This window comes from Pseudoalteromonas sp. NCIMB 1079 (assembly GCF_040567695.1).
Lineage (GTDB): Bacteria > Pseudomonadota > Gammaproteobacteria > Enterobacterales > Alteromonadaceae > Pseudoalteromonas > Pseudoalteromonas distincta.
Genome location: NZ_JBEWZA010000001.1, coordinates 3,385,903 through 3,409,607, shown reverse-complemented (window position 1 = coordinate 3,409,607; position 23,705 = coordinate 3,385,903). Strand labels below are relative to the sequence as shown.

20 protein-coding genes are annotated in these 23,705 nt (G+C 38.1%); all 20 read left to right on the top strand.

Annotated features, from left to right (window positions below):
• Window position 1 precedes the first annotated feature (1 nt).
• The 20 genes from ABX891_RS15910 to cysN all read left to right on the top strand — a co-directional run bounded on the left by ABX891_RS15910 (window position 2) and on the right by cysN (window position 23,664).
• Window positions 2-772 carry a hypothetical protein gene (locus ABX891_RS15910; RefSeq protein ID WP_354629910.1) on the top strand — a complete coding sequence of 257 codons (771 nt, stop codon included), beginning with the start codon at window positions 2-4 and terminating at the stop codon, window positions 770-772.
• 16 nt (window positions 773-788) lie between these two features.
• The gene (locus ABX891_RS15905; protein ID WP_354629908.1) at window positions 789-1,781 is read left to right on the top strand and encodes a WcbI family polysaccharide biosynthesis putative acetyltransferase; all 993 of its coding nucleotides are present in this window, start codon (window positions 789-791) and stop codon (window positions 1,779-1,781) included.
• Window positions 1,782-2,028: 247 nt separating this feature from the next.
• Window positions 2,029-3,144, top strand: coding sequence for a GDP-mannose 4,6-dehydratase (gene gmd / locus ABX891_RS15900; RefSeq protein WP_354629906.1), 1,116 nt, complete (start codon window positions 2,029-2,031; stop codon window positions 3,142-3,144).
• 911 nt (window positions 3,145-4,055) lie between these two features.
• Window positions 4,056-5,015: a GDP-L-fucose synthase gene (fcl, locus tag ABX891_RS15895; protein ID WP_354629904.1), complete on the top strand. Its 960-nt coding sequence runs from the start codon at window positions 4,056-4,058 to the stop codon at window positions 5,013-5,015.
• An 87-nt stretch (window positions 5,016-5,102) separates the two neighbouring features.
• The gene (locus ABX891_RS15890; protein WP_354629902.1) at window positions 5,103-5,552 is read left to right on the top strand and encodes a GDP-mannose mannosyl hydrolase; all 450 of its coding nucleotides are present in this window, start codon (window positions 5,103-5,105) and stop codon (window positions 5,550-5,552) included.
• Window positions 5,553-5,593: 41 nt separating this feature from the next.
• A complete protein-coding gene (locus tag ABX891_RS15885) occupies window positions 5,594-6,487 on the top strand; it encodes a hypothetical protein (RefSeq protein ID WP_354629900.1) in 894 nt (297 codons plus the stop codon).
• A 35-nt stretch (window positions 6,488-6,522) separates the two neighbouring features.
• On the top strand, window positions 6,523-9,204 hold the full coding sequence (locus tag ABX891_RS15880; RefSeq protein WP_354629898.1) for a glycosyltransferase: 2,682 nt from the start codon (window positions 6,523-6,525) through the stop codon (window positions 9,202-9,204).
• A 37-nt stretch (window positions 9,205-9,241) separates the two neighbouring features.
• Window positions 9,242-9,868 (top strand): SCP2 sterol-binding domain-containing protein, encoded by a 627-nt coding sequence (locus ABX891_RS15875; protein WP_354629896.1) that lies wholly within the window; start codon window positions 9,242-9,244, stop codon window positions 9,866-9,868.
• Window positions 9,869-10,063: a hypothetical protein gene (locus ABX891_RS15870; protein ID WP_354630145.1), complete on the top strand. Its 195-nt coding sequence runs from the start codon at window positions 9,869-9,871 to the stop codon at window positions 10,061-10,063.
• Between the two features lie 624 nt (window positions 10,064-10,687).
• On the top strand, window positions 10,688-11,758 hold the full coding sequence (locus ABX891_RS15865; RefSeq protein WP_354629894.1) for an HAD family hydrolase: 1,071 nt from the start codon (window positions 10,688-10,690) through the stop codon (window positions 11,756-11,758).
• Entirely contained in the window at window positions 11,758-13,776 is a 2,019-nt protein-coding gene (locus ABX891_RS15860; protein WP_354629892.1) for a rhamnan synthesis F family protein, read from the top strand. The genes ABX891_RS15865 and ABX891_RS15860 overlap by 1 nt, the downstream gene beginning before the upstream one ends.
• A 6-nt stretch (window positions 13,777-13,782) precedes the next feature.
• Window positions 13,783-14,667 carry a hypothetical protein gene (locus ABX891_RS15855; protein WP_354629891.1) on the top strand — a complete coding sequence of 295 codons (885 nt, stop codon included), beginning with the start codon at window positions 13,783-13,785 and terminating at the stop codon, window positions 14,665-14,667.
• On the top strand, window positions 14,658-15,368 hold the full coding sequence (locus ABX891_RS15850; protein WP_354629889.1) for a glycosyltransferase family 32 protein: 711 nt from the start codon (window positions 14,658-14,660) through the stop codon (window positions 15,366-15,368). The genes ABX891_RS15855 and ABX891_RS15850 overlap by 10 nt, the downstream gene beginning before the upstream one ends.
• A gap of 8 nt (window positions 15,369-15,376) precedes the next feature.
• On the top strand, window positions 15,377-16,588 hold the full coding sequence (locus ABX891_RS15845; protein WP_354629887.1) for a hypothetical protein: 1,212 nt from the start codon (window positions 15,377-15,379) through the stop codon (window positions 16,586-16,588).
• 66 nt (window positions 16,589-16,654) lie between these two features.
• On the top strand, window positions 16,655-18,475 hold the full coding sequence (locus tag ABX891_RS15840) for a glycosyltransferase family 2 protein (protein WP_354629885.1): 1,821 nt from the start codon (window positions 16,655-16,657) through the stop codon (window positions 18,473-18,475).
• Between the two features lie 140 nt (window positions 18,476-18,615).
• Window positions 18,616-19,509, top strand: coding sequence for a glycosyltransferase (locus ABX891_RS15835; protein WP_354629883.1), 894 nt, complete (start codon window positions 18,616-18,618; stop codon window positions 19,507-19,509).
• Window positions 19,510-19,512: 3 nt separating this feature from the next.
• Complete coding sequence (locus ABX891_RS15830; protein ID WP_354629882.1) at window positions 19,513-20,382, top strand: glycosyltransferase family 2 protein; 870 nt, start codon at window positions 19,513-19,515, stop codon at window positions 20,380-20,382.
• 430 nt (window positions 20,383-20,812) lie between these two features.
• Window positions 20,813-21,721, top strand: coding sequence for a sulfate adenylyltransferase subunit CysD (gene cysD / locus ABX891_RS15825; RefSeq protein WP_354629880.1), 909 nt, complete (start codon window positions 20,813-20,815; stop codon window positions 21,719-21,721).
• A 96-nt stretch (window positions 21,722-21,817) separates the two neighbouring features.
• Window positions 21,818-22,162 carry a four helix bundle protein gene (locus ABX891_RS15820; protein WP_024596727.1) on the top strand — a complete coding sequence of 115 codons (345 nt, stop codon included), beginning with the start codon at window positions 21,818-21,820 and terminating at the stop codon, window positions 22,160-22,162.
• A gap of 89 nt (window positions 22,163-22,251) precedes the next feature.
• Window positions 22,252-23,664 carry a sulfate adenylyltransferase subunit CysN gene (cysN, locus tag ABX891_RS15815; RefSeq protein ID WP_024596726.1) on the top strand — a complete coding sequence of 471 codons (1,413 nt, stop codon included), beginning with the start codon at window positions 22,252-22,254 and terminating at the stop codon, window positions 23,662-23,664.
• The last annotated feature ends 41 nt before the right edge of the window (window positions 23,665-23,705 follow it).

Sequence of the window (23,705 nt, the reverse complement as noted above, 5' to 3'; positions counted from 1 at the left end):
AATGAAAAATATATTACTAGTGCACCTTGGCCGAAGTGGCTCAACCGTATTAGGTAATCTTGTTGACCAGTACCCTAGTATGAACTGGATGGGTGAAGTATTTACACTGGCAGAACAAAAAGGTGAGATATTTAAGTCCGAAAATGACTTAAATAACTTTTTTGGCGAGTTACAGCCAAACGATCTCAGTTCATTTGGCGCTGAAGTAAAGCTAATCAATATTTTGGGAGCAGTTTCTGAAAACGAAGACACTTCAAATGCAGTAAAAAAATATCTGCAGTTTGTGCATCGTTTGTCTAAAAGCTATTCACTTACTCCTGTATTATTGCTTAGAAATAATGTTCTTAAGCGCTTAGTTTCATGCCACTCAGCGGCAAAAACTGGAGTATGGCATGTTCAAAATGGCGAAAAAAACCCACAAAAATCGACGCTTAATTTCCCCGTCAACGAACTAAAAGATTGGGATACAGGCTTTACAGGTTCTCTTAATGAAGTACTTCATAATGGCGCTTGGGTAAACTCACTGCTTGAAAATTACTTTCGAGCTCATAACTGGGAAACTCTTTATTACGAAAAAGATATCGAAAAAGACCCAGTCTACAGCGCAAACAAGTTAATAGATTTAGCCGTTGAGAGAGAAGAAAAAGTAGATGTAGCTTTTCAGGTCAAGTTCGGTAGAACCAACCCCACTAGTTTGGAAGAAAAATTAGCAAACTATGAAGAGATTTCAAATTCAATCGACTCAGATTTTCGATGGATGTTAGCTGAATGATAAGGTAATGATTTATATGGAAAAGTCACTATTTACCGATAGCGATATAACTAATATCAAAAATGCTGGTTATTTGTTAAAGAAAAGTAACCCTGTTCTTTCATATAAACTCCTTTCTTTAGCATCGAAAAAAACTCCTAACGATGCTAGCCTAAGAAAGTCATTAGTTGAAATAAAGGAATTAATAGGAATAACAACTTTTTTTGTTATTGGTAATTGCCAGGCTGCTGTTGTTTCAGATATTTTAGAGTCTAAGAGTAATAAGCTCATCTCATACGGAAGTATCGCTGTACACTTGTTCGACCATGATGAATCTATATTTGATATTTTAGATGATGTTGATTTTATCATTACTCAGAATGTCGGGGCTTACTATAAAGGTATAAATACCGAGAATTTACTCTCCCTTTATCCTGAAAAGGTTATACGCATTCATAATCTTCACTTTGAAGGCTATCATCCAGATTGGTGTTATATCCCAAAAGTCAATGGAGTAAGGTTGCAAAGTCCTTTAGGTGATTATCACAACCTAACTGTGCTAGAAAGTTATATAGATAAGCTCCCCCCTGAACAAGCTTTTGAAAGATTTATGGATGTTGAATATAATAAATTTCGATATGGAGGTGCAGCGGAGAAATCCTTGAATTCTCTTAGGGTAAGAGAAAAAAATGTTGATATAAAAATGAAGGATGTTATTAAGAGTGGATTTGATAACGGTGAGGTCTTATTTCACACTTTTAATCACCCCACGAAAAAGTTGCTAGATACTCAAGTCCAAAAACTAATGACATTCTTAAATATTGATCATAACATACAGTATGGTGACGGAGAAGTTTTAAATAACTTGGTTATGAGAACGAATCCTTATTTTAGGTCTAGTTTCGCTATCAGAGATACAATTAGAAAAGGAACTCCAGTAAATATGCATAAATTCATACAAGAAAGCTATGATATTTATGATAATAATCAATGCTTTATCGATGAGTTTAGAGATAAGGTGATGGTATGATATGAAAAGTTATAGGGTCAGAATGATGAGGGGAAATCTTGCATTTTGCTAACTTAATAAATTCATTTGAGGAGGTTTCCTAAAGGCTTGTTTACTGTTGTATAGGGTGTTTGCCACATTTTCTAATAAGGCTGGTTTATAGCGTTCTAGATGCGATAAAAAAGTTTCAAAAAAGAGAGGAAGATGTCGTCCACTAAATATAAAACACTTTGTATGGTCATTATTATTAATTAACTAGAGTTAAAAAATGAAAAAAGCGTTAATCACCGGTGTAACCGGCCAGGATGGCTCTTATTTAGCAGAGCTTTTATTAGAAAAAGGATATGAAGTTCACGGTATTAAACGTCGTGCTTCATCGCTAAACACTGAACGAGTTGATCATATTTATCAGGATCGTCATGCCGCTAACCCTAAGTTTTTCTTACACTATGGGGATTTAACCGATTCATCTAACTTAACCCGTATTATTAAAGATGTGCAACCAGATGAGGTGTACAATCTTGGTGCGCAATCGCATGTGGCTGTATCATTTGAATGCCCAGAATATACCGCTGATGTTGATGCTATGGGTACGCTACGTTTATTAGAAGCGATTCGCTTTTTAGGCTTGGAGGAAAAGACCAAGTTTTACCAGGCATCTACCTCTGAGCTTTATGGTGAAGTACAAGAAATTCCGCAAACAGAAACTACGCCGTTTCACCCGCGCTCGCCCTATGCTGTAGCGAAAATGTATGCCTACTGGATTGTGGTTAACTATCGTGAGTCTTACGGTATGTATGCATGTAACGGTATTTTGTTTAATCATGAATCTCCACGTCGCGGTGAAACCTTTGTAACCCGTAAAATCACCCGTGCGATTGCCAATATTGCCCAAGGGTTAGAGCCATGCTTGTACCTCGGTAATATGGATGCATTACGTGATTGGGGTCATGCTAAAGATTACGTGCGTATGCAGTGGATGATGTTACAACAAGATGTAGCAGATGACTTTGTTATTGCGACAGGTAAGCAAATTTCAGTGCGTGAATTTGTTAAAATGTCAGCACTAGAGGCTGGCATTGAGCTTGAGTTTAGTGGCCAAGGTATCAATGAGATTGCAACGGTTACTGCTGTAAGCGGCGATAATGCACCTGGTGTTAGCGTTGGTGATGTTATTGTTAAGGTTGATCCGCGTTATTTCCGCCCTGCAGAAGTTGAGACCTTATTGGGTGACCCTGCTAAAGCAAAAGCTAAGCTGGGCTGGACGCCAGAAATTACCGTAGAGCAAATGTGTGCTGAAATGGTTCAACACGATTTAGGTAAAGCTAAACAACATGCTATTTTAAAACAGCATGGCTATGATGTGTCTGTGGCTAAAGAGTAAATACTTTAAGCTTTTTACCTCGAAGGCGAGATCAAGAGCTATCTACCACCGAGTACACCGAGGTGCTTCACACTGCACAGAGTCAAGACTAAAGAATTTCTTTTGATTATCTTTCTCGGTGTTCTCTGTGTCCTCAGTGGTGATTATTGAATCTTTAGGCTTGGTCCTTTTTAGGAAATAAGAGCGATTAACCACCGAGAACACCGAGGCGCTTCGCGCTACACAGAGTAAAGGTCAGATATTTTATTTAGTTTTGCTCTGACTCCGAGTTTTTCTCTGTGATGATTATTGAAGCTTTAGGCTTGGTCCTTTTGGGGAAATAAGAGCGATTAACCACCGAGGTGCTATGCGCTACACAGAGTCAAGATTAATAATTTCTTTTGATTATCTTTCTCGGTGCTCTCTGTGTCCTCAGTGGTGATTATTGAATCTTTAGGCTTGGTCCTTTTGGGGAAATAAGAGCGATTAACCACCGAGGTGCTATGCGCTACACAGAGTCAAGATTAATAATTTCTTTTGATTATCTTTCTCGGTGCTCTCTGTGTCCTCAGTGGTGATTATTGAATCTTTAGGCTTGGTCCTTTTGGGGAAATAAGAGCGATTAACCACCGAGGTGCTATGCGCTACACAGAGTCAAGATTAATAATTTCTTTTGATTATCTTTCTCGGTGCTCTCTGTGTCCTCAGTGGTGATTATTGAATCTTTAGGCTTGGTCCTTTTGAGGAAATAAGAGCGATTAACCACCGAGTACACAGAGGTGCTTCGCACTGCACAGAGTAAAGATCAGATATTTTATTTGTTTTTGCTCTGACTCCGAGTTTTCTCTGTGTTCTCTGTTGTGATAATGGAATCTTTTTACTACTGTGTTTCTCAGTGTTTTCTTTATATGAAATTAATTAAGTGATTTGAGATGAAAAAAATATTTGTTGCTGGCCACAATGGTATGGTTGGTTCAGCCATTGTAAGACAACTTCAAGCACTAGGTGATGTTGAAATAATCACTCGTAGCCGTACAGAGCTTGATTTAACTAATCAGCAAGCCGTAGCCGATTTTTTTGCCGGTTCGGGCATTGAGCAGGTTTATTTGGCGGCCGCAAAGGTTGGGGGCATTCATGCTAACAATACTTACCCTGCTGAGTTTATTTACCAAAACCTAATGATTGAATGCAATATCATTCATGGTGCCTATAAAGCTGGTGTGCAAAAATTATTATTTTTAGGCTCATCGTGCATTTACCCTAAGTTAGCGCCACAGCCAATGCAAGAAACGGCCTTATTAACAGGTACATTAGAAGAAACCAATGAGCCGTATGCCATTGCTAAAATTGCCGGTATTAAGTTATGTGAATCGTATAATCGTCAATATGGGGTTGACTACCGCAGTGTTATGCCAACCAATTTATATGGCCCACACGATAACTTTCACCCAGAAAACTCTCATGTTATCCCTGCATTATTGCGCCGTTTTCATGAAGCGGCACTTCGTGGTGACAATGAAGTGATTGCTTGGGGCAGTGGCAAGCCGATGCGCGAGTTTTTACATGTTGACGACATGGCGGCAGCCTCTATTCACGTTATGGAACTGGATAAGGCGATTTACGATGCCAACACTGAACCAATGCTAAGCCATATTAATGTTGGTACTGGTGTTGATTGCACCATCAGGGAGTTAGTTGAAACGGTAGCTAAAGTCACAGGGTTTAATGGCAACATCGTTTGGGATACCACGAAACCCGATGGTGCTCCACGTAAATTAATGAATGTTGATAGACTGGCAGCATTAGGCTGGCAATATTCGTATAGCCTTGAAGCTGGATTAAAAAATGCCTATCAATGGTTTTTAGCCAATCAAGATAACTTTCGTGGGTAATCGATACTGTGTTTCTTGTTAATGCCGTAATTGATTAATCAATTACGGCATTATTGATCGTGAATACCCCAAGATGTTGGATACTGTATGTTCTTAGATAAAAGTACTTTTACGACTGTTATTGATTCAACGCCACTGATATCAATTGACCTTTTGATAGAAAACAGTCAAGGCCAATTTTTATTGGGCTTGCGAAATAACAAGCCTGCCCAATGTTTTTGGTTTGTTCCTGGTGGGCGAGTGCAAAAAAATGAGACGCTTGATGCCGCCTTTACTCGGCTTGGGCAACAAGAGCTGGGTGTAACAATAAACCGAAGCCAGGCTTTATGTCTTGGGCCGTTTGAGCACTTTTATACTGATAGTGTATTTGGCGATGAGGTTTCGACCCATTATATTGTGCTAGGTTATAAAATAGTGTTAGATATCGATTTAAATACATTACCAGCAGAGCAGCATCACCAATATCGCTGGTTTACCCGCGAGGAAATGATCAATCGTGACGATGTTCATAAACACAGTTCATGGTATATTGACTAACATTGAGTGATTTAACACATTAGATAAGAGCTAAGATAATCATGCTAAAAAAAATCGAAAAAAAAATAAAACAACAAATGGCCACACCTGCTCCGTTACAGCAATACCAGTTTCATATTGATGTTGTTTCAGCTGACATGATTTCTGGCTGGGCGTTGAATAAAAATGCCAAACAAACACCCGTAAAAATCGAAGTTTTCTCTGGCTCTACTTTGTTATGGCAAACGGTTGCCGATATAGCTAGAGAAGATCTTGCTGCAGCAGGCTTTGGAGATTCAGCATTTGCGTTAGTGCCAAATGCATCTGTTTTAACAGCAAATATTGACCATGTTGATGTGTATATTGACGGACATAAAGTTAATGAGCAAGCATATCCATTGGCATTAAACGCGCCTAGTGTTGATGATTATACTTGTTATGTTGATGCAGTAGACAATGACAAAGTCATTGGTTGGTGTCGTCATGTTAATCAAGCTGATCGTCGTGTTGTTGTAGAGCTTAAGCACAATGACGACGTATTAGCTCATGGCGTTGCTGATGTGTTTCGTGAAGACTTACAACAAGCTAACATTGGTGATGGTCATTACGGTTTTAGTTTATCGCTTAATAAAGCTAATTTTCCTGCCGAAGTAGTCAGCTGTAATGTTTATTTAGATGGTTTACTAAGTCAAACAGAGCCAGTTGAGTTAAAAATCAGTACACAAGAGATAGAAAAAGCTAAATTTTTAGCTAAGTTTGCTAATGAATTAGGTGACTTTCAGCAATTAGTGGCTGTTGAAGCGACTCGGATTGCTGAGCAAATTGAATCAGCTACACCTACGAATGAACAAACATCAATGAATACGGTTGTTAACGTAGTCGTTCACAACATTGCTGAACTTTCGGCTCGTATGAATGTGTTGGAAAAAGTATTAACAGCCCATTTCGGTAAATAACGGCTTATTTATTTCAGTGCAGTGGTGGAACCGTAATGTTAGAAACTCAACAAAGCTCAGTAATGGGCCATATAGATGTGCTTGATTCGGGCAAATTACTGGGTTGGATTTTTAACCCTGACACACCAGATAAACCCGTTAATTTTTATGTTTGTCTTAATGATAATATCATTACTCAAGGTGTGGCAAACTTGTTTCGTGACGACCTTAAACAAGCCGGTTTTGGCACTGGTCATTGCAGTTTTTCTGTTTCAATTGATTTACCTCTGCATGCCATGGCAGGTAAAACTTTAACGTTAATTGTCGAGCAGGGGTTACCGGTTGTAAACACAAGTTATCTCATTCCTGCAGATAAGCAGTCTGTTTCAATCCAGTTTATGGCATGTCAACCAAGGCAATTTCAGTTTACTTGTCATAGTCTCGAAGATCGTGAACTTGAGCTGACCTTATATTGTAACGAACAGCTTATAACGACAAAAAAAATTCAAGTCGCTGTAGGCGAAACAGCGTTTTTAATTACGGTACCACCACAATTTAGCTGGCTTACTGCCGGCTTTTTTCGTTTGGCGGTTAATGGTTTTCCTTGTTTTGTTTGGGGGGATTATATTGAATTGTTACCCCTAGTGGCTGGGAGCACCAATGTTGTTAAAAAAAATCGCGAGCAAAAAGGGTGTATAAATACAAATCGGTTAGCGCTACTTGCTAACAAAATTAATACCGTTGCTGCTAATAGCGTTGATAGTACCAATGTGATTAATGCGTATCATGATTTGACGCTTAATCGTTCCAATGGTTTTAGTTTTCCAAGTGCTGCTAAACCTAAAGTTAGTATCATATTACCGGTTAATATCACTGATAAACTAGGCAAAATGCTAGCATCGCTTTATCTCAGTATGCCAAATGAAGATTATGAGGTTTTAGGGTTAAGTAATGTACTTGTTGGTAGTTATATAGATGGTCATGCGAGTCATATTGTTAATGTAGACGTCGCAGAGCAAGCGCCTTTGGCTGAAAAAATAGCTGCATTACTCAGCCGTGCCAAAAGTGACTATGTTGTTTTTTGCCCTCGCGATTGTGAATTTGGTATTGCGAGTATTGAGCGTTTGGTTGACGCTTTAGAATTTGAACAGGTTGGATTTGCCGCTCAACGCTTAGTTGATGACATAGGGCTTTTGGTTAATAGTTCAGGTTTATTGTCCGAGTTGTCTACCACATTAACTGAGCCTACTGATCCTATATGCTTTGCATCACCAGAACGCCGATATTCTGCGAATGATAGCCGTAAGCGTTTTGTTAAAACAATTGACTTTGCTATTGGTACGGCTGCAGCTTACCGTAAGTGTGATTTATTGTTTCAATCTATCCCGCCTGATTGCTATAGTATTGAGGATGTATTTTTTTATTGGCAGACAGAGTTTAAACAACAAGGCAAGCTTGGTCTTGAGGTATGTGAAACCCAAGATTATTGTCATGTTGCCCCTAATGTGAATAAGCCACTACTTTCTCCAATTAATCCTGATTTATTACAGCTGCTTTATCAACAAAGTGTCGATTTACCAACACTTTCGGTGGTGACTGGCAAAGCGATATTAGGCACTGTGATGATGTTAGACCTCCAAACACCATCACCAGACCAAGATGCAGGTTCGTACGCGGCAATACAAGAACTGCGATTAATTCAGTCATTAGGTTACAAGGTCATATTTGTGCCAATGAATTTCGTTGAGACAGATAACTATACTGCACAGTTACAGTCACAAGGGGTTGAAGTGTGCTATGCGCCTTATTATCCGACCCTTGGAGATGCGATTTGTCAGCGTTTGCCAGAGCTTAGTGCCATTTATATCACACGTTATAATGTTGCAACCCATTTTATCGATTTTCTAAAAGAAACCGCGCCAAACCTACCAATAATTTTCAACAATGCTGACTTACACTTTTTACGTGAAATTCGTTCAGCATTGGCCGCTCAATGCTCGTCTGAACACACTCAGCAAGCTTTAGCTAACGCTTTAAACACTAAACGGCTTGAGTTAGATGTGATCAGAAAAGCTGATGCGGTATTGTCATATAACGAAACAGAGCACGCAGTGATTGCCTCGCATGTGTTAAGGCAAGACAACATTTTTAAGTGCCCATGGGTATTAGATGAAAAGCCGTTACCCGCTTCGTTTGAAAGCAGGGAAGGAATTGCTTTTTTAGGTGGGTATCGTCATTTACCTAACGTAGAAGCGGTTGACTTTTTTATGGCAGAAGTTTTTCCTCTCTTGATTGATAACAACCCAAGTGTGACCGTTTACTTTTACGGCAGTAACATGCCAGATTCTTTTAAAAAATATCTACATCCGCAAGTGAAATTTATTGGTTATGTGGCAGATTTAGATGATGTTTTTCAGCGTCATAAAGTCTTTATTGCGCCGCTATTGTCTGGTGCGGGGATTAAGGGAAAAGTGCTTGAGTCTGCCGCGTATGGATTACCTAGTGTGCTATCCCCTATTGCGGCAGAAAGTACAGGGCTAAGCCATAACATCAGCACACTTATTGCTGAAACACCGCAACAATGGGTTGAGTATATTGCTTGTTTAAATACTGACAATGTTTTATGGAAAAGGTTATCAAGTAATCAACGCATCCTTGCCAATGAAAAATACTCTTTTAGTCAGGCTCAAGCTAAAATGCGTAAAGTGTTTACCTACTTAAAGATGGCCACTTGTTAAAGATTAATATAAGAGTAAAAGAGATTAAATCACACTTATGAATACAAAAATTTTAATCGCAGCAGTAAAAATTATACCTAAAAAACTACAGTATAGGGCTATTTGTAAAGCGCTAAATTTACTTTTAGCTAAACCGCTAAGCCAAAGTAAAGGGAAAGCAATTAGTATTTCTGTTACTGATTTAAACAAAAAATGGTTTGTTACTATTGATAACAATGGTTTTACGCCTTTAATTGTCGATAAAAATGCAGATATAGATATTAACGTTGAGGCATCTATAGGTGCTGTAATGGCTGCGCAACGTAAAAGTAGGCTTTTAAACGCTATAAACTCAGAGCAAATCAAAATCACCGGTGCAGCTCCTTACCAGCAAGAGTTTTTAGAAGCCATTAAATCAATAGAACAGCCTAAAATTGATGGCTTAGTTCAACGTGGCTACCGTTACCTGCGCATGAAACCACCAGTTAGATTAAATTTATCAACTGTTACGCTTGAGGATGTTGAGTGTCAGAAGGATGTTGACTTTATTCGCGATCAAGCCGTGCTGCTTGAAAGTAGCAATCTCGAACAAGCTTTAAGGTTAATGGAAATAGCTCACAAAGCCAGACCTGAAGGGCCATTTATTAAAGGTAAGCTTTTCGAGTATCGTAAAAAGTTATCTTAGATTTTATATTTAAGCATTACGAAGATTGTTATAAACGTTACAATTGCTGGCACAAGTTATGTTGGTTCATCTAATGTAATTTTACTCGCCCGACATAATAAATTGATTGCATTTGATATTACGCAAGAGAAAGTCGATTTATTAAACAATATAGTGTTGCCTATTGTTAATAATGAGATTGAACATTATTTGTAAAATGAAGTATTAGGTTTCATTGCAATTTTAGATAAAAGCTTAGCCTTACAAAATGTTGATGTTGTTATCATTGCCACACTTACGGATTATGGTTCAGTCAACAATTACTTAACACAAGCTCTGTAGAGGCTGTGATTGCTGATGTATTCGATAAAGTGTATACCCGTGACTTATTTGGCAGTGGTTAATTGTGCTGGGATAGGTGTTCCCAATACGTCATATATTTCAACGCCCTTGGCTCTGTTTTTGTTTGTGTTGATGATAACTATTATGCATGAGGTGACTCATTAGGCCTGGTGGGTAATGACATTGTTATCATACATACCTCAATTTTATATTGCTAACTTACATCTCTAAATCAATATCGTGTGGAGTGGTTATCTAAGTGAAAGGTCCTGTGGTTGTGTTGTTATATGTTAACGGTTGTGCTCTTTACATTTAGCCAGTTCTCTATAATTGAATCACAAGTGATCATTATTGCTAAAGTAGGGGACGTTCAGGTTTACTTCACTCTGTGTGCCACTTACACTAGCTTCTAATTTATGAAGATTGGCAATCATCGACAGTGAAATAGTTCTTGTATTAGGGTGATTTTTTGGTTTTAAATATCAAGGTGTTAGTTGAATGATGGCAAATGTAAACGAATCTAGAGTACACGAAGCGCGCTTTACGTCTTTTGGGGCGACTTTTATGGGTCCGTTACTGAGCTTCTTTTCACGAAACTTAGTTAATAATGCCCCAGCTAATACCCCTCTTTATTTTTTAGCGCGTGAAGGTTATTGGCTAGAAAAGGCTTATACACACTATCTTTGTGGTGCAAACTTACAGCGTGAGAGCCATTATTTGCTGGCATCACGTGCCTTTTTGTTCAAAATCCTTTTCAGTGATAGTCGTAGTTATGTTTATTCACTTAAAAGCGACTTCAGTGGTTCATTTTATGACTTAATTCGTACCCGTTTTTTACTGTCTAATGCGCAAATAAAGCATATTTTTGCTCAAGACATTCGTCAGCAACAGGTGTCGTTACCTGAAGATAGACAGAAAATTATTAAGGTACTTTGTGAGCATACCTCACGAATAGAAGAGATTATCTCACCGAGTAAGCACGCATACCTTCTTTACCTCGATAGTATGGGGGTTAGCCAGCAGGATAAGCTGCATATAGTTGATTTAGGATATTCTGGTACGATTCAGTCTTTGCTGGGTATATTGCTTGATAAAGATACCCATGGCCATTATTTAATTTCTTCTAACCCTGGTGAGCACATTATTGAAAATGACAATGCGACCATGCAGGGATATTTGAAAGAAAATGTCAAAATTGGTGATGGCTACCTACCGCTTGATCGGTCAATGTTTTTAGAATGTTTACTGACGGCTCCTTTTGGCCAGTTTAGAGGTATTCGCTTGAATACTTTTGACCTAAGCAAATTCGATTTTTATTATGGCCGCAAAGTGGCGTCGCAGCGATATTTTCATGAACTTGAACAAGTGATGGTAGGCGCTTTAGATTACTGCGAACATACTGCAAAAAACGGTGTTATATTCAGTGTTGAAGAGCTTGAAATGCTCTTGAACAGTTATATGAGTAAACCGAATATGATACCGCATACGGTTAGGCATATTTTTGATATAGATGACGATGTTACTGGTAACGGTACGGTAAATGCCCTTCAATTTTTTGGTTTAGCATAATGATTAATAAACAGTTTATTAAAACGAAAATGCCTGCAGTATTTAATTTCGTTAAACAGCAGCCATTTCTCTTTAGAGTTGCCAAGGGCATTGATAGGCGCTTGAGCGCTCGTGCCTACGCTAAACTTAACAGTGATGATAAAAGTTACACTCAATATGAAGTAGAGCACTTACTTAACCTAGCTAAAGCTCAAGGTTTATTTGACTATGCTTGGTATAGCGCGAATCAATGCCGAGTGTTTAGTTGTGAGCAAGAAGCATTTGAAGATTACTTATTAAAAGGGGCTTTTTCGTGCGTTAACCCAAGCCCAGCATTTGATACTGAGTTGTATTACAAGTGCAATACCGACATATATTTGCAAGGTGAACAAGGTTTAGTCCAGTATTTAAACCACGGTAAAGCAGAAGGGCGAATGTCACCACCTGCAACGCCTAAATGGCACCCTAAAGCCATTCCAACCACAGCTGATGGCGAAGCGACAACACATAAAATAGCCATGTGTTTTCATGTGTTTTATGGTGAGTTTATTGATTACTATTGCAATGCTTTAGCTAAGTTTCCGCAATCGGTGGATGTTTTTGTTAGCGTCAGTAGTGAAGATTTAGTTGCTAAAGCGCAAGCGCAATTTACTGAATGCGCAAAGGTTAATAATGTCTCAGTGAAGGTAGTTCCTAACCACGGGCGTAATTTTGGCCCGATGTTGGTTGAGTTTGCTCAAGATTTACAAGCGTATGACTTATTTTGTCATATGCATTCTAAAAAGTCTTTGTATTCAGGCCGAGCTCAAACGCAGTGGGCTGACTATTTGGGCGAATATTTATTGAATGATCAGCATGTGATTAAACAAATGCTTAATCATTTTAGCGATAACCCCCATACCGGTATGTACTACCCAACCTCGTTTTGGATGATGCCTAATTGGGTTAACCATTGGCTTAAAAACAAGCATCACGCTAAAAAGATGGCGCAAGAGTGGGATATTGAATTAAGTAACGACTTTTTGGCTTACCCTGCTGGTGGTATGTTTTGGGCAAGGCCAGATGCATTAAAGCAATTACTTGATAAAAACTATCAATATGAAGACTTTCCTGCAGAGCCTTTACCTAACGATGGTTCCCAATTGCATGCGCTTGAGCGAATGCTGGGGTTACTGGTTGAAAAAAATGGTTATAAACAGCTGTTTTATTACCCTACTACTGGCCAGTTTACACACGACCAAAGTTATATATTAGCGCAATACGTAAATAGCGCTGAAGGTATAAAAAACCAGCTTTTTAACTTTGAACACGTGAGCTTTGATGTGTTTGACACACTTGTTAGGCGCAAGTACTTTGTGCCCGATTACGCTAAATTATTATTAGGTAAAAGTTTAGTTACGCAAGGCATTGTTGACGATGCACATACTTTTGTTAAAACGCGTAACAATGCCGAGTTTGAAGTAAGGCAGCAGAAAAACTTTATAGGCGATGTAACTATTTTTGAAACTTACGAGCATTTGGCTGATAGTTACAATTGGACGAGCGAGCAGGCAAAAAACTATGCTGAGCAAGAGTTTGCTTACGATTTAGCAATGATTGAACCTAAAGATGAGATGGTTGATGTGTTTAACGCTTTAATTTTAGCGGACAGGCAAGTAACCGTAGCGTCAGATACTTATTACACTCAAGAACAAGTGGCACTTATGCTTGCCAAAGTAGGCGTCAGTGTAGGGTTTGAATTGTTGGTATCGAGCGGTTTAGGCAAACGCAAAGACAATGGCACGTTATGGCAACATATAAAAGACAGCATTCCAGAAGGACAAAGCTTTATTCACGTAGGTGATAACGCTGTTGCCGATGCGCAAATAGCGGGGGATTTTGGTTTGCAAAATATGCATATTTTAAACCCGCTCGATAAATGGTATGCCGCAGGATTCGAAAACCCTTTTGTGGGTGATTTAAGTTTAAATGAAGAACAAATTCTCAAATGGGGTTTGTTGGTCAGTGATTTTGGCCGTTTTCCGTTTTTAGGTGAGTAGTAATTAATGTTTGAAACTTTATATTTGCATATCGGTTGGTCTAAAACGGGCACGTCAGCGATTCAATTTCAGTTAGATTTGCAACGTGATACGTTAAAAGAAAAAGGTATTTTATACTCTAAATCTTTGCAAATGAACGACCAAGCGCATCATCATTTTGCTTTAGCTTTTGCCCCAATTCATGGTTACCCAGCTCAGTACACAGTTGCTGAAGCACTTAACCTATTGGATGAAGAAATGGCGGTAGAACAGTGTCACTCCGCAATAGTCTCAAGTGAATTGTCGCCATTTTTCTTCAATAACCCTCGATTTGCTGAATGGGTTAAAAAGTTTAACAAAGTCGTTGTTATTGGTACGGTTAGGCGACAAACAGATTTGTTGTTGTCATTGTTTAATCAGCTAGTTAAAGATCCTCAAGTACGTTATCACGGCCGTTTTTTTCAAATGGCTTTGAACAACTTTCCTCGATTAAATTATTTTCAGCAATTAAATCGTTGGGCAGAGAAGGTCGGTAAAGAGAATATTCGAGTTATTAATTATGATGATGGTGTTGTTGAATCATTTTTGTCTCTCTTTGAATTGACACTGAAAAATAACGAAGATAATGTGGTTGTTAACCCCTCGTTGCCTACCTCTGCATTGCTATATGTTCAAGAGCGTACATTGAATATTGAAGACATTCCGCAATATACCAAAATCCGTAACGATATTATTGAAGAAGTAAAGTCTTTTTCTGATGAGCAGTTACCTAAGCGTATTTTACTTACTGCAGGTGAAATGTACGCTATAGATAAGCACTTTGAAGCTTCAAACAATCATTGTGCCAAAAACTTTCTCAACAAAGATGAGTTGTTTAAAGGGAAGGGGCATAAGGATATTTTATGCTTTTAAAGACTCTCTTTAATAAAAGCAAAGTTTCAGCAGTTGATACAAGAACTCCAGTTGTAGGCGAACGTAACATTTTTCAATTTGCGCATGATATTACTCAATTGCCATCTTTGTTATTAGACGTTGTTGAGCATCATAAAGTTAATAATCCAACATGGAATGTTTATCTTGTTGATGATCTTTTTATGCTTGATTTTATTGGTACTCATTATGGAAAGGACGTTAAATCCTTGTACGAGCATAATAAAATTCCTGCATCAAGATGCGATATGGCAAGAATAATGCTTATTCAACATTATGGTGGTATCTACGCAGATCTTTCTTTCAAGTTTAATCAACCATTTGACAAAGTAGTTGCAAACTTTGACTTGGTATTGGTGCAACGTGATGATTTTGAAAAATATAAAGATGATTCCAGCAAAGCTCATTTTACGAACTCATTTATTTATGCGCCAGCAAAATCTGTATTTACGACGGCTTGTTACAATCAAATCGTTAAGAATTTAACCACTAAGAAGTTTAATTTCGATGTTATTAATGCTACTGGTCCTGGAGTGATTAACTCTAATTTATCGCACAGTAAAAATAATAATTTAGGTATTGTTAGTTTTAAAAATGGAAAGAATACTTTATTTGATTATGTTCGTGTGAGCGGCTTTTCTAACTCATGGTTAGCAGAGCAATCTAAGGGTATTTTCCGGTAAAAATTAGCATGAATGTAATTATCCATATCGGCCCTCCTAAAACGGGCACCTCTGCTATTCAAAAATGGCTTAAAGACAATACTGCTTTACTACTTCAGCATGGGATTTATTACCCACAACACAATGAAGACAGCAACGGTATTAGCTCAGGCAACTTTTTATCTGTTTTTGAACCTTTTGAAGACGACTTTCAGGTTTCGCCAAGCCGTTTAAATATGCTGTTATCACAAGCTAAAGCCGAAAACTGTCATACCGTTCTGTTAAGCTCTGAGTACTTTTTTAGTCGCTTAAAGCCTGTGGTTGATGCTATAGCATCTGTAAAATGTATTGCCTATGTTCGAAACCCGGCTGAGTTACATGAGTCGCATTACAATCAATCGGTTAAGCGTCATGGTAATATTGAGCAGATACGTAAAGCTGAATCTCTACCTATGCATACCATTAAGGTGTTGGGTGAGCATGCGCAATTACTCAGTGAGCGACTGATTTTACGGGCTTATCATGAACAATTATTTGTAGGCGGTAACATTGTTGCTGACTTTGTTGATGCATTGGCGCTTAACGATGATATTATTGCAGCTATTGGTGATGTTAAAATAGTCAACCGCAGTTATTGCTTAGAGGCTTTAGAGGTTAAACGTTGGTTTAATGCTTATGAATTAGGTGACTTGGGTAACCGTTTAGACCGCACCTTACAAGCATATGATAATGGCATTACGGCTTTCTCTTTTGTTGACCGTGACCAGTATAACGATTACAAACGACAATCAGTTCGTTGGATTGAGCGGTTAAATGAACAAGTTCCATTTGAGAATGCAAAAGCCTTAATTGAATTGGTTAGAGAGCAACAACATAAACCTTTTTTTCGTCAAACATTAACCGCCGAGCAATGCAATGAGGTGTTAAACTTTATTGCTAGCCAAGATGGCGATTTATTAAAAAGGTTAGCATTTTGCGTTTATGGGCAACCTTCAGTAAAAGATACTGCTCCATTTACGCAGTGTATTTTTGATCTTGTACCACCAAGACAAGCATTACCGAGTTTGAATAATTACATTGTTAGTTGCTTAAAGTCGAAAAGGAATACGACAACCCGTGAGCCGAATGTGTTAATAGATAATTATACGAATCACAAAGAGTTTAGATTTTATGCGCAACAATTACTGCAATCTAGGGTAAACTTATGGGCTTACTGGAATGCGTTTAGGTATTCTCGATAGTCATATCGTTATGTGGATTTTAAGTACATAGTGTATTAGTGTACTGGGTTGTATAAGGACAGGGCGATGCAAACAGTAAGAAAACTTGCGGTTAAATTAGTTAAATCTATTATCGCTATTACCCCGAATACTTGGGTTGAATACGTTAAACGCCACCCCAAGTTGGTCGCCGCGTATAGCCGTAACTTACATAAAAGTGGTTTGCTGTACCAACTACAAACCATTGAAGAGCTAACACGCTCCTATGATGCCTTTCAAGCTTACCAACGAACTTATATTGACTCTTTGTTATCCGTTGCAGCCAAGCAAGATGCTAACGCATCAAACCTGTCAAAAACCTCTACTTTACCCGCCTTAAACTTACTCGTTTGTATATCTAAATACGATCCTGAATTAATCCAGCATACTTTAGACAGTATTGCTGAGCAGTCACATGCTTTTTCTGCAATAATTTTTTTATGCCATGAGGAGCATGAAAAAAGCTTGAATGCATTGTTAGCGTCGCAATTAGATAGCCCATTTATTGTGGTGTCAGAGACTACTGCTATTGATTTAACCGTACTCGAGCAAGCCTGCTTTGTGATGTACGCAGGCGATAAGCTTGCCAAAAATATTCGCCTGCTAATACCTGAGGTTGTGGATGTAAATACTCAGGTGGCTTATGTTGACACCGACAGTTACAACTCGCTTGGTGAAGTATGTTTTCCTGATTTTAAACCTGATTGGAACCCAGATTTACAGTTAACCACTGGGTATATTCATTCTGGGGTGTGGGTAGACTCATTAAGTCGCCTATTTAAGGTTTGGAGCGAAGTGTTTAGTGGCAAATCTCATGCGATATCTAATTTCGATGTGAGTGCTTTTTTATGCTATAGCTATCTTTATTTTGCCGATAAAAATATTCAGCATATTCCATTGGTGTTGTTATCTCGTCCAGGCGATACGCCTTGTTTTACCCAAGCAGCTGCTTTGGTTACTGATTTATACCAACCGTTTGCCGACTTATTGCCCTCAACAAACCCTGCTTTACGATTACGTTGGCATGCTGATGATTCATCTCTTGTGTCTATTATTATTCCTACTCGTAATGGTTTGGCTTTAGTTAAAGCATGTATTGAGTCAATATTAAATAAAACCACCTACGTGAATTATGAAATTTTGTTGATAAACAATAGCTCTGATGATGCAGAGTGTTTACAATATTTCGCAGAGCTTGATTTACACCCTAAGATTAGGGTGATTAATTATGACAAAGTGTTCAATTATTCTGCCATTAACAACTTTGCGGCTAAGCACGCCAAAGGTGACATTTTAGCCTTGGTGAATAATGATATAGAAGTGATCTCTGCTGATTGGTTACGCGACATGGTGTGCCAAGTATTACGACCTGATATTGGCTGTGTAGGTGCAAAGCTGCTTTTTTCTGATGATCGCATTCAACATGCTGGCGTGGTGATGGGCTATGGTGGTGGTGCAGGACATGCACATAAATATTTTCCTGCGGAGCATAATGGTTATATGAACCGTCTAGTGGCAAGTCATAATTATAGTGCGGTCACTGCGGCTTGTTTGCTTGTAACAACCAATGATTTTTGGGCTGTGGGTGGTTTGAATGAAGAAAAGCTTTCGGTTGCATTTAATGATGTAGATTTATGCTTAAAAGTACAACAACTTGGGCGGCGTAATTTATATTGCGCAGAGGCTATTTTATATCATCACGAATCGGTTTCTCGTGGGCACGAAGATACGCCCGAAAAAGTATTGCGCTTTAATGCTGAGCTTAATTACTTGCAAACTACGTGGTGTGATGCAATTGCTCATGACCCTGCATATAATCCTAATTTAACCCGTAGACGTGAAAACTTTGCGATTAAGCCTTTTAGGTAGTTAATAAAAGATACAAGTCGCGTTAGTATTAGCTGTATATTTTGTATTGTTAATTAAAGTGCACTAATATTAGGCTTTGTTATTTTAAATAACTGTTTTTAGTTGTTTTATGTTTTTATTGAGAGAGTGTGATTCCCATTTTGACAACTAATAATCAGTTTGTATTACAGTCTACTTACCCTATTGCTGACAATGTGAATGTGGTTTGTGGTATGTCTGTTTATATAAATGATCGCTTGGAGTGGGTTACACAAGCTATTGAAAGTGTTTTAAAGCAAACACTACCCCCTGATCTTTTTATGGTTGTGATTGATGGTAAAGTCTCTGATGATATTTCACTTTACTTAACTAAAATTGAAAAAGAGTATGTAAACTTAATGCTTGTGCATGGTATTAAAAACCAGGGGTTGAGTGCATGTATGAATCATATTATTAATATTACTTTGCCTTTAAAGCCTAAATACTTTTTTAGGATGGATGCCGACGATATATGCGTTTTGCATCGCTTTGAAAAGCAAATTAATTTACTAGAAAAACATCAAGATGTAGATATATTAGGCTCTGCTTTGTGGGAAGTTGATGAGCAGGGGAATAGAGCTGGTATTCGCAGACTTCCATTAAGCCATACTAAGCTGCTACAGGCCTTTTCACGACGCTGCCCTATCAATCATCCAACAGTGGCTATTAGATATAATGTATTTGAACGTGGACACCGTTATTTAGTGGCTATGCGTAATACCCAAGATTATTTTTTATGGATTGCCTTGGCTAATGATGGCTGTAGATTTGCTAATGTAAAAGAGCCTTTACTTCACTTTAGACGCATTAATGGTTTTTATAAAAGACGTGGCAGAGGTAAGTCGGTTAATGAGTTTAGGGCAAGGTTGCTTGCTATGGATTTACTTTCACAAAAGTCTATTAAAAACTATTGCTATGCATTGTTTGTTTTGGCTTTGCGTATGATGCCGTCTTGGGTAATTAAATTGGCCTACAAGGCTGACCGTTTTTTACTTAATTTAAAGAAGCATAACTAAATTATGATTGGTACAGTATTAGTTGTGTATAAGCCAGACTTACCTTTGCTTGAGCGTTTATTAACCCGTTTATACGGTCAAACAGAAGAAGTGGTTATTGTAGATAATAGCCCGACCCCTCACGATTTTAGTAAAATTATAGAGCACTATCACTATATTCATCTCTCTTCTAATTCTGGGATTGCGTCGGCGCATAACGCAGGCTTAATACATTTGCTAAAAGCGGGTTGCGAGTACGCTATTTTACTTGATCAAGACAGCTCAATACCTACTGATATGGTGTTTAATTTAAGTAGTTTGCTTAAGGCATCGAATAAAATCAAACAAAATGTGGTTGCTATTGGACCTAGGATCCGTTGTAGTTTTTCGGATAAAAAAGTAAACCCTATGGTTCAAAAAGAGGTGTTCGAATACGACGACCTAGTTGGTGTTACTCAAATAATCGCTTCTGGGATGATGATAGATTTAAGCGCTCTTGATCATATAGGTTTAAAAGACGAATCTTTATTTATTGATGGGGTTGATCACGAGTGGTGCTGGCGTGCTCGAAGTATGGGATTTGATGTTGCTAAAGCCAAAAATGTAGAAATGGTTCATCGCTTAGGTGATTCTCGCAGCAAGTTTGTGGGTATAACTTATAAAGTAGGGGCTCCTATTAGGCTATATTACCAGTTTAGAAATATTTTGTTGCTGAGCCGTAGGGCTTACGTTCCTAATTATTGGAAAGCGAGATGTTTGTTTTTTATGCCAATACGCTTTTTTTTAAATTCAGTCATGCAAAAAAATAGACGCAATCGTGCTGGATTTATGCTCAAAGGCATTTACGATGGGTTGCTAGGTCGAAAAGGCCCTTATGATCAACATTGGAAATAGTTTTAAAATTTACTATTTAGATGAAATTTTGTATTTAGCTCATAAAGAGAATAAATAATTATCACCACCGAGAACACAGAGAAGTGAAGGAGAAGTAATTAGAATTTGTAGACACGCAGCTTGCTGGCGTTACTTATTACCAATTACTTCTCAGTGTAGCGCGCAGCGCCTCGGTGCCCTCGGTGGTAAAATTGTCTTATAGGTAAGGTTTTATACCTCGCTTATAGAGTAAATAAGGATTATTTATTTTCTTGATGAAGCACTCAGCACCTTAGTGAATAATATAGTACTATGAACGCATACTTGCGCATTGAATGCGGTGTTTATAATATTTAAACTAGTACGCATAATAGTTTTAGTTTAGCCAAATAAAGTAATGAAGATAATTGGCTTGGATGGATTTTGATAATTTAGGATATAAACAAACGTTATGAATGAAGAAAAGTTAACCCACCTAAAGGCGCTCGAAGCTGAGTCAATTCATATAATGCGTGAAGTGGCCGCAGAGTTTGGTAATCCGGTAATGCTTTACTCTGTAGGTAAAGATTCTTCGGTGCTATTACACTTAGCCCGTAAAGCTTTTTATCCTGGTAAAATCCCTTTTCCGTTAATGCATGTAGATACAAACTGGAAATTTAAAGAAATGATTCAGTTTAGAGACCAAATGGCTGACAAGCATGGTTTTGATTTAATTGTTCATAAAAATCCAGAAGGTTTAGAAATGGGGATTAGCCCATTTGTTCACGGTAGTGCTAAACATACTGACATTATGAAAACTCAGGGTTTAAAGCAGGCGCTTGATATGAACGGTTTTGATGCTGCGTTTGGTGGTGCTCGACGTGATGAAGAAAAATCTCGTGCTAAAGAGCGTGTTTATTCATTCCGTGATAAAAACCATCGCTGGGATCCTAAAAATCAACGCCCAGAGCTTTGGAATGTTTATAACGGCAAAGTTGATAAAGGTGAAAGCATTCGTGTATTTCCACTAAGTAACTGGACTGAGTTAGATATTTGGCAATACATATACCTTGAAGGCATTGAAATTCCGTCATTATATTTTGCACAAGAGCGTCCTGTTGTTGAGCGTGATGGCACATTAATTATGGTTGATGATGAACGAATGGAGCTTGAAAAAGGCGAAGAAGTTCAGCAAAAAATGGTTCGCTTTAGAACATTGGGTTGCTATCCATTAACTGGTGCTGTTGAGTCTGTGGCTCAAACACTACCTGAAATTATCCAAGAAATGCTGCTTTGTACTACGTCTGAGCGCCAAGGTCGAGTAATCGATAACGATTCAGCTGGTTCTATGGAAAAGAAAAAAATGGAAGGGTATTTTTAAAACAAAGCTATAAGTTTAAAGCCGTAAGTTGTAAGTAAAACAAGTGATATATAGATTTTAAATCTTAGATCTGATGACTTTATAAAAAGGATTATTATGAACTTTGAAAAGCTAGAAGTATGGAAACGTTCAGCAAGGTTATCCGCACAAATTTATAAAATAACAGCAGACTTACGTGACTATGGCTTTAGAGATCAACTCACACGTGCAGGATTATCTGTACCGAGCAATATAGCAGAAGGGATGACTAGAGATAGTAATAAAGAAAAGCGCCGCTTTTTAGATATTGCACGTTCATCTCTTTCAGAAGCCCGAACCCAGATTTATATCGGCATAGAAATTGGTTATATAAATAACGATACTGGCCGTGAATGGGTTATAGAATCCAAAGAGTTACACGCTATGATCAATAGCTTAAAAAACTCAATAGCAACAGAATAATGCTTATAGCTTATAGCTTATAGCTTATAGCTTATAGCTTATAGCTTATAGCCCGCAGCTCGTAGCTTACAGCTTATAAAGGAATTAAAATGACTGAACAAACCCAACCAAACTTACTTGCAACCGATATTGAAGCTTATTTAAAAGTACACGAAAACAAAGATATGCTGCGTATTTTAACCTGCGGCAGTGTAGATGATGGTAAATCAACGTTAATTGGCCGTTTACTTTACGACAGCAAAATGATCTTTGAAGATCAGATGGCTGCTATCGAAAAAGATTCAAAACGCTTTAACACTACAGATAACGATTTTGACTTAGCGCTTTTAGTTGATGGCCTTCAGTCGGAGCGTGAGCAAGGTATTACAATTGATGTTGCATATCGATACTTTGCAACGGATCAACGTAAATTTATTATTGCCGATACGCCAGGGCATGAGCAATATACTCGTAATATGGCAACGGGCGCTTCAACATGTGATTTAGCAATTATTTTGATTGATGCTCGCCATGGTGTGCAAGTTCAAACACGTCGCCATAGCTATATTTGTTCTTTGTTAGGAATTAAAAATGTAGTTATTGCCATTAATAAAATGGATGCAGTCGGTTACGAGCAATCTGTTTATCAAAACATTAAAAAAGATTACCGAGAGTTTGCTGAAAAATTATCTTTTGATGATATACGTTTTGTACCAATTTCGGCACTGCGTGGTGATAACGTAGTAAATGAAAGTGAAGCGATGTCTTGGTATCCTGGTTCTACGCTAATGAAGCTTTTAAACACGGTTTCAGTGACGCATGCTAAAAATGATGAATTTAGACTGCAAGTACAATATGTTAACCGCCCTAATTTAGATTTTCGTGGCTTTAGTGGCACTATAGCTGCTGGCGATATTAGAGTAGGGGATACTGTTGCGTCATTACCTTCAGGTAAAGAAAGTAAAGTTAAATCAATAGTTACTTTTGATGGCAACCTTGAAAAAGCTTCTGCTGGTATGGCTATTACATTAACGCTTGAAGATGAGATTGATGTTAGTCGTGGCGATATGCTAGTGCGCCCTCATCAAAAACCTCATTCATCTGCTAATTTAGAAGCTGATGTGGTTTGGATGACTGAAGAGGCACTACAAGTTGACCGTGAGTATGAAATAAAAGTTGGCAGTAAGTCTGTTTTTGGCCACGTAGAAGCTGTTAACTATAAAGTTGACGTGAATACGCTAGAGCAAAAAGAAGCGTCGCAGCTAAACTTAAATGAGATTGGTAACTGTCAATTTGCTTTGACAGCACCTGTACAATTTGATGCTTATGATACTAATAAGCACACAGGAGCGTTTATTATTATTGATCGCTTAACTAACGTAACTGTTGGTGCTGGGATGATACGTAAGCCTCTGGATGCTAAAACGAATAAATCGCAAAGCCAACACTCTGTTTTTGAAGTTGAGTTTAATGCGTTGGTTCGTAAACACTTTCCTCATTGGGATGCAAAAGTAATCCGATAGATTGCTCGTGCTAAGCATTGTGGGCTTTTTGAGCCCGCACT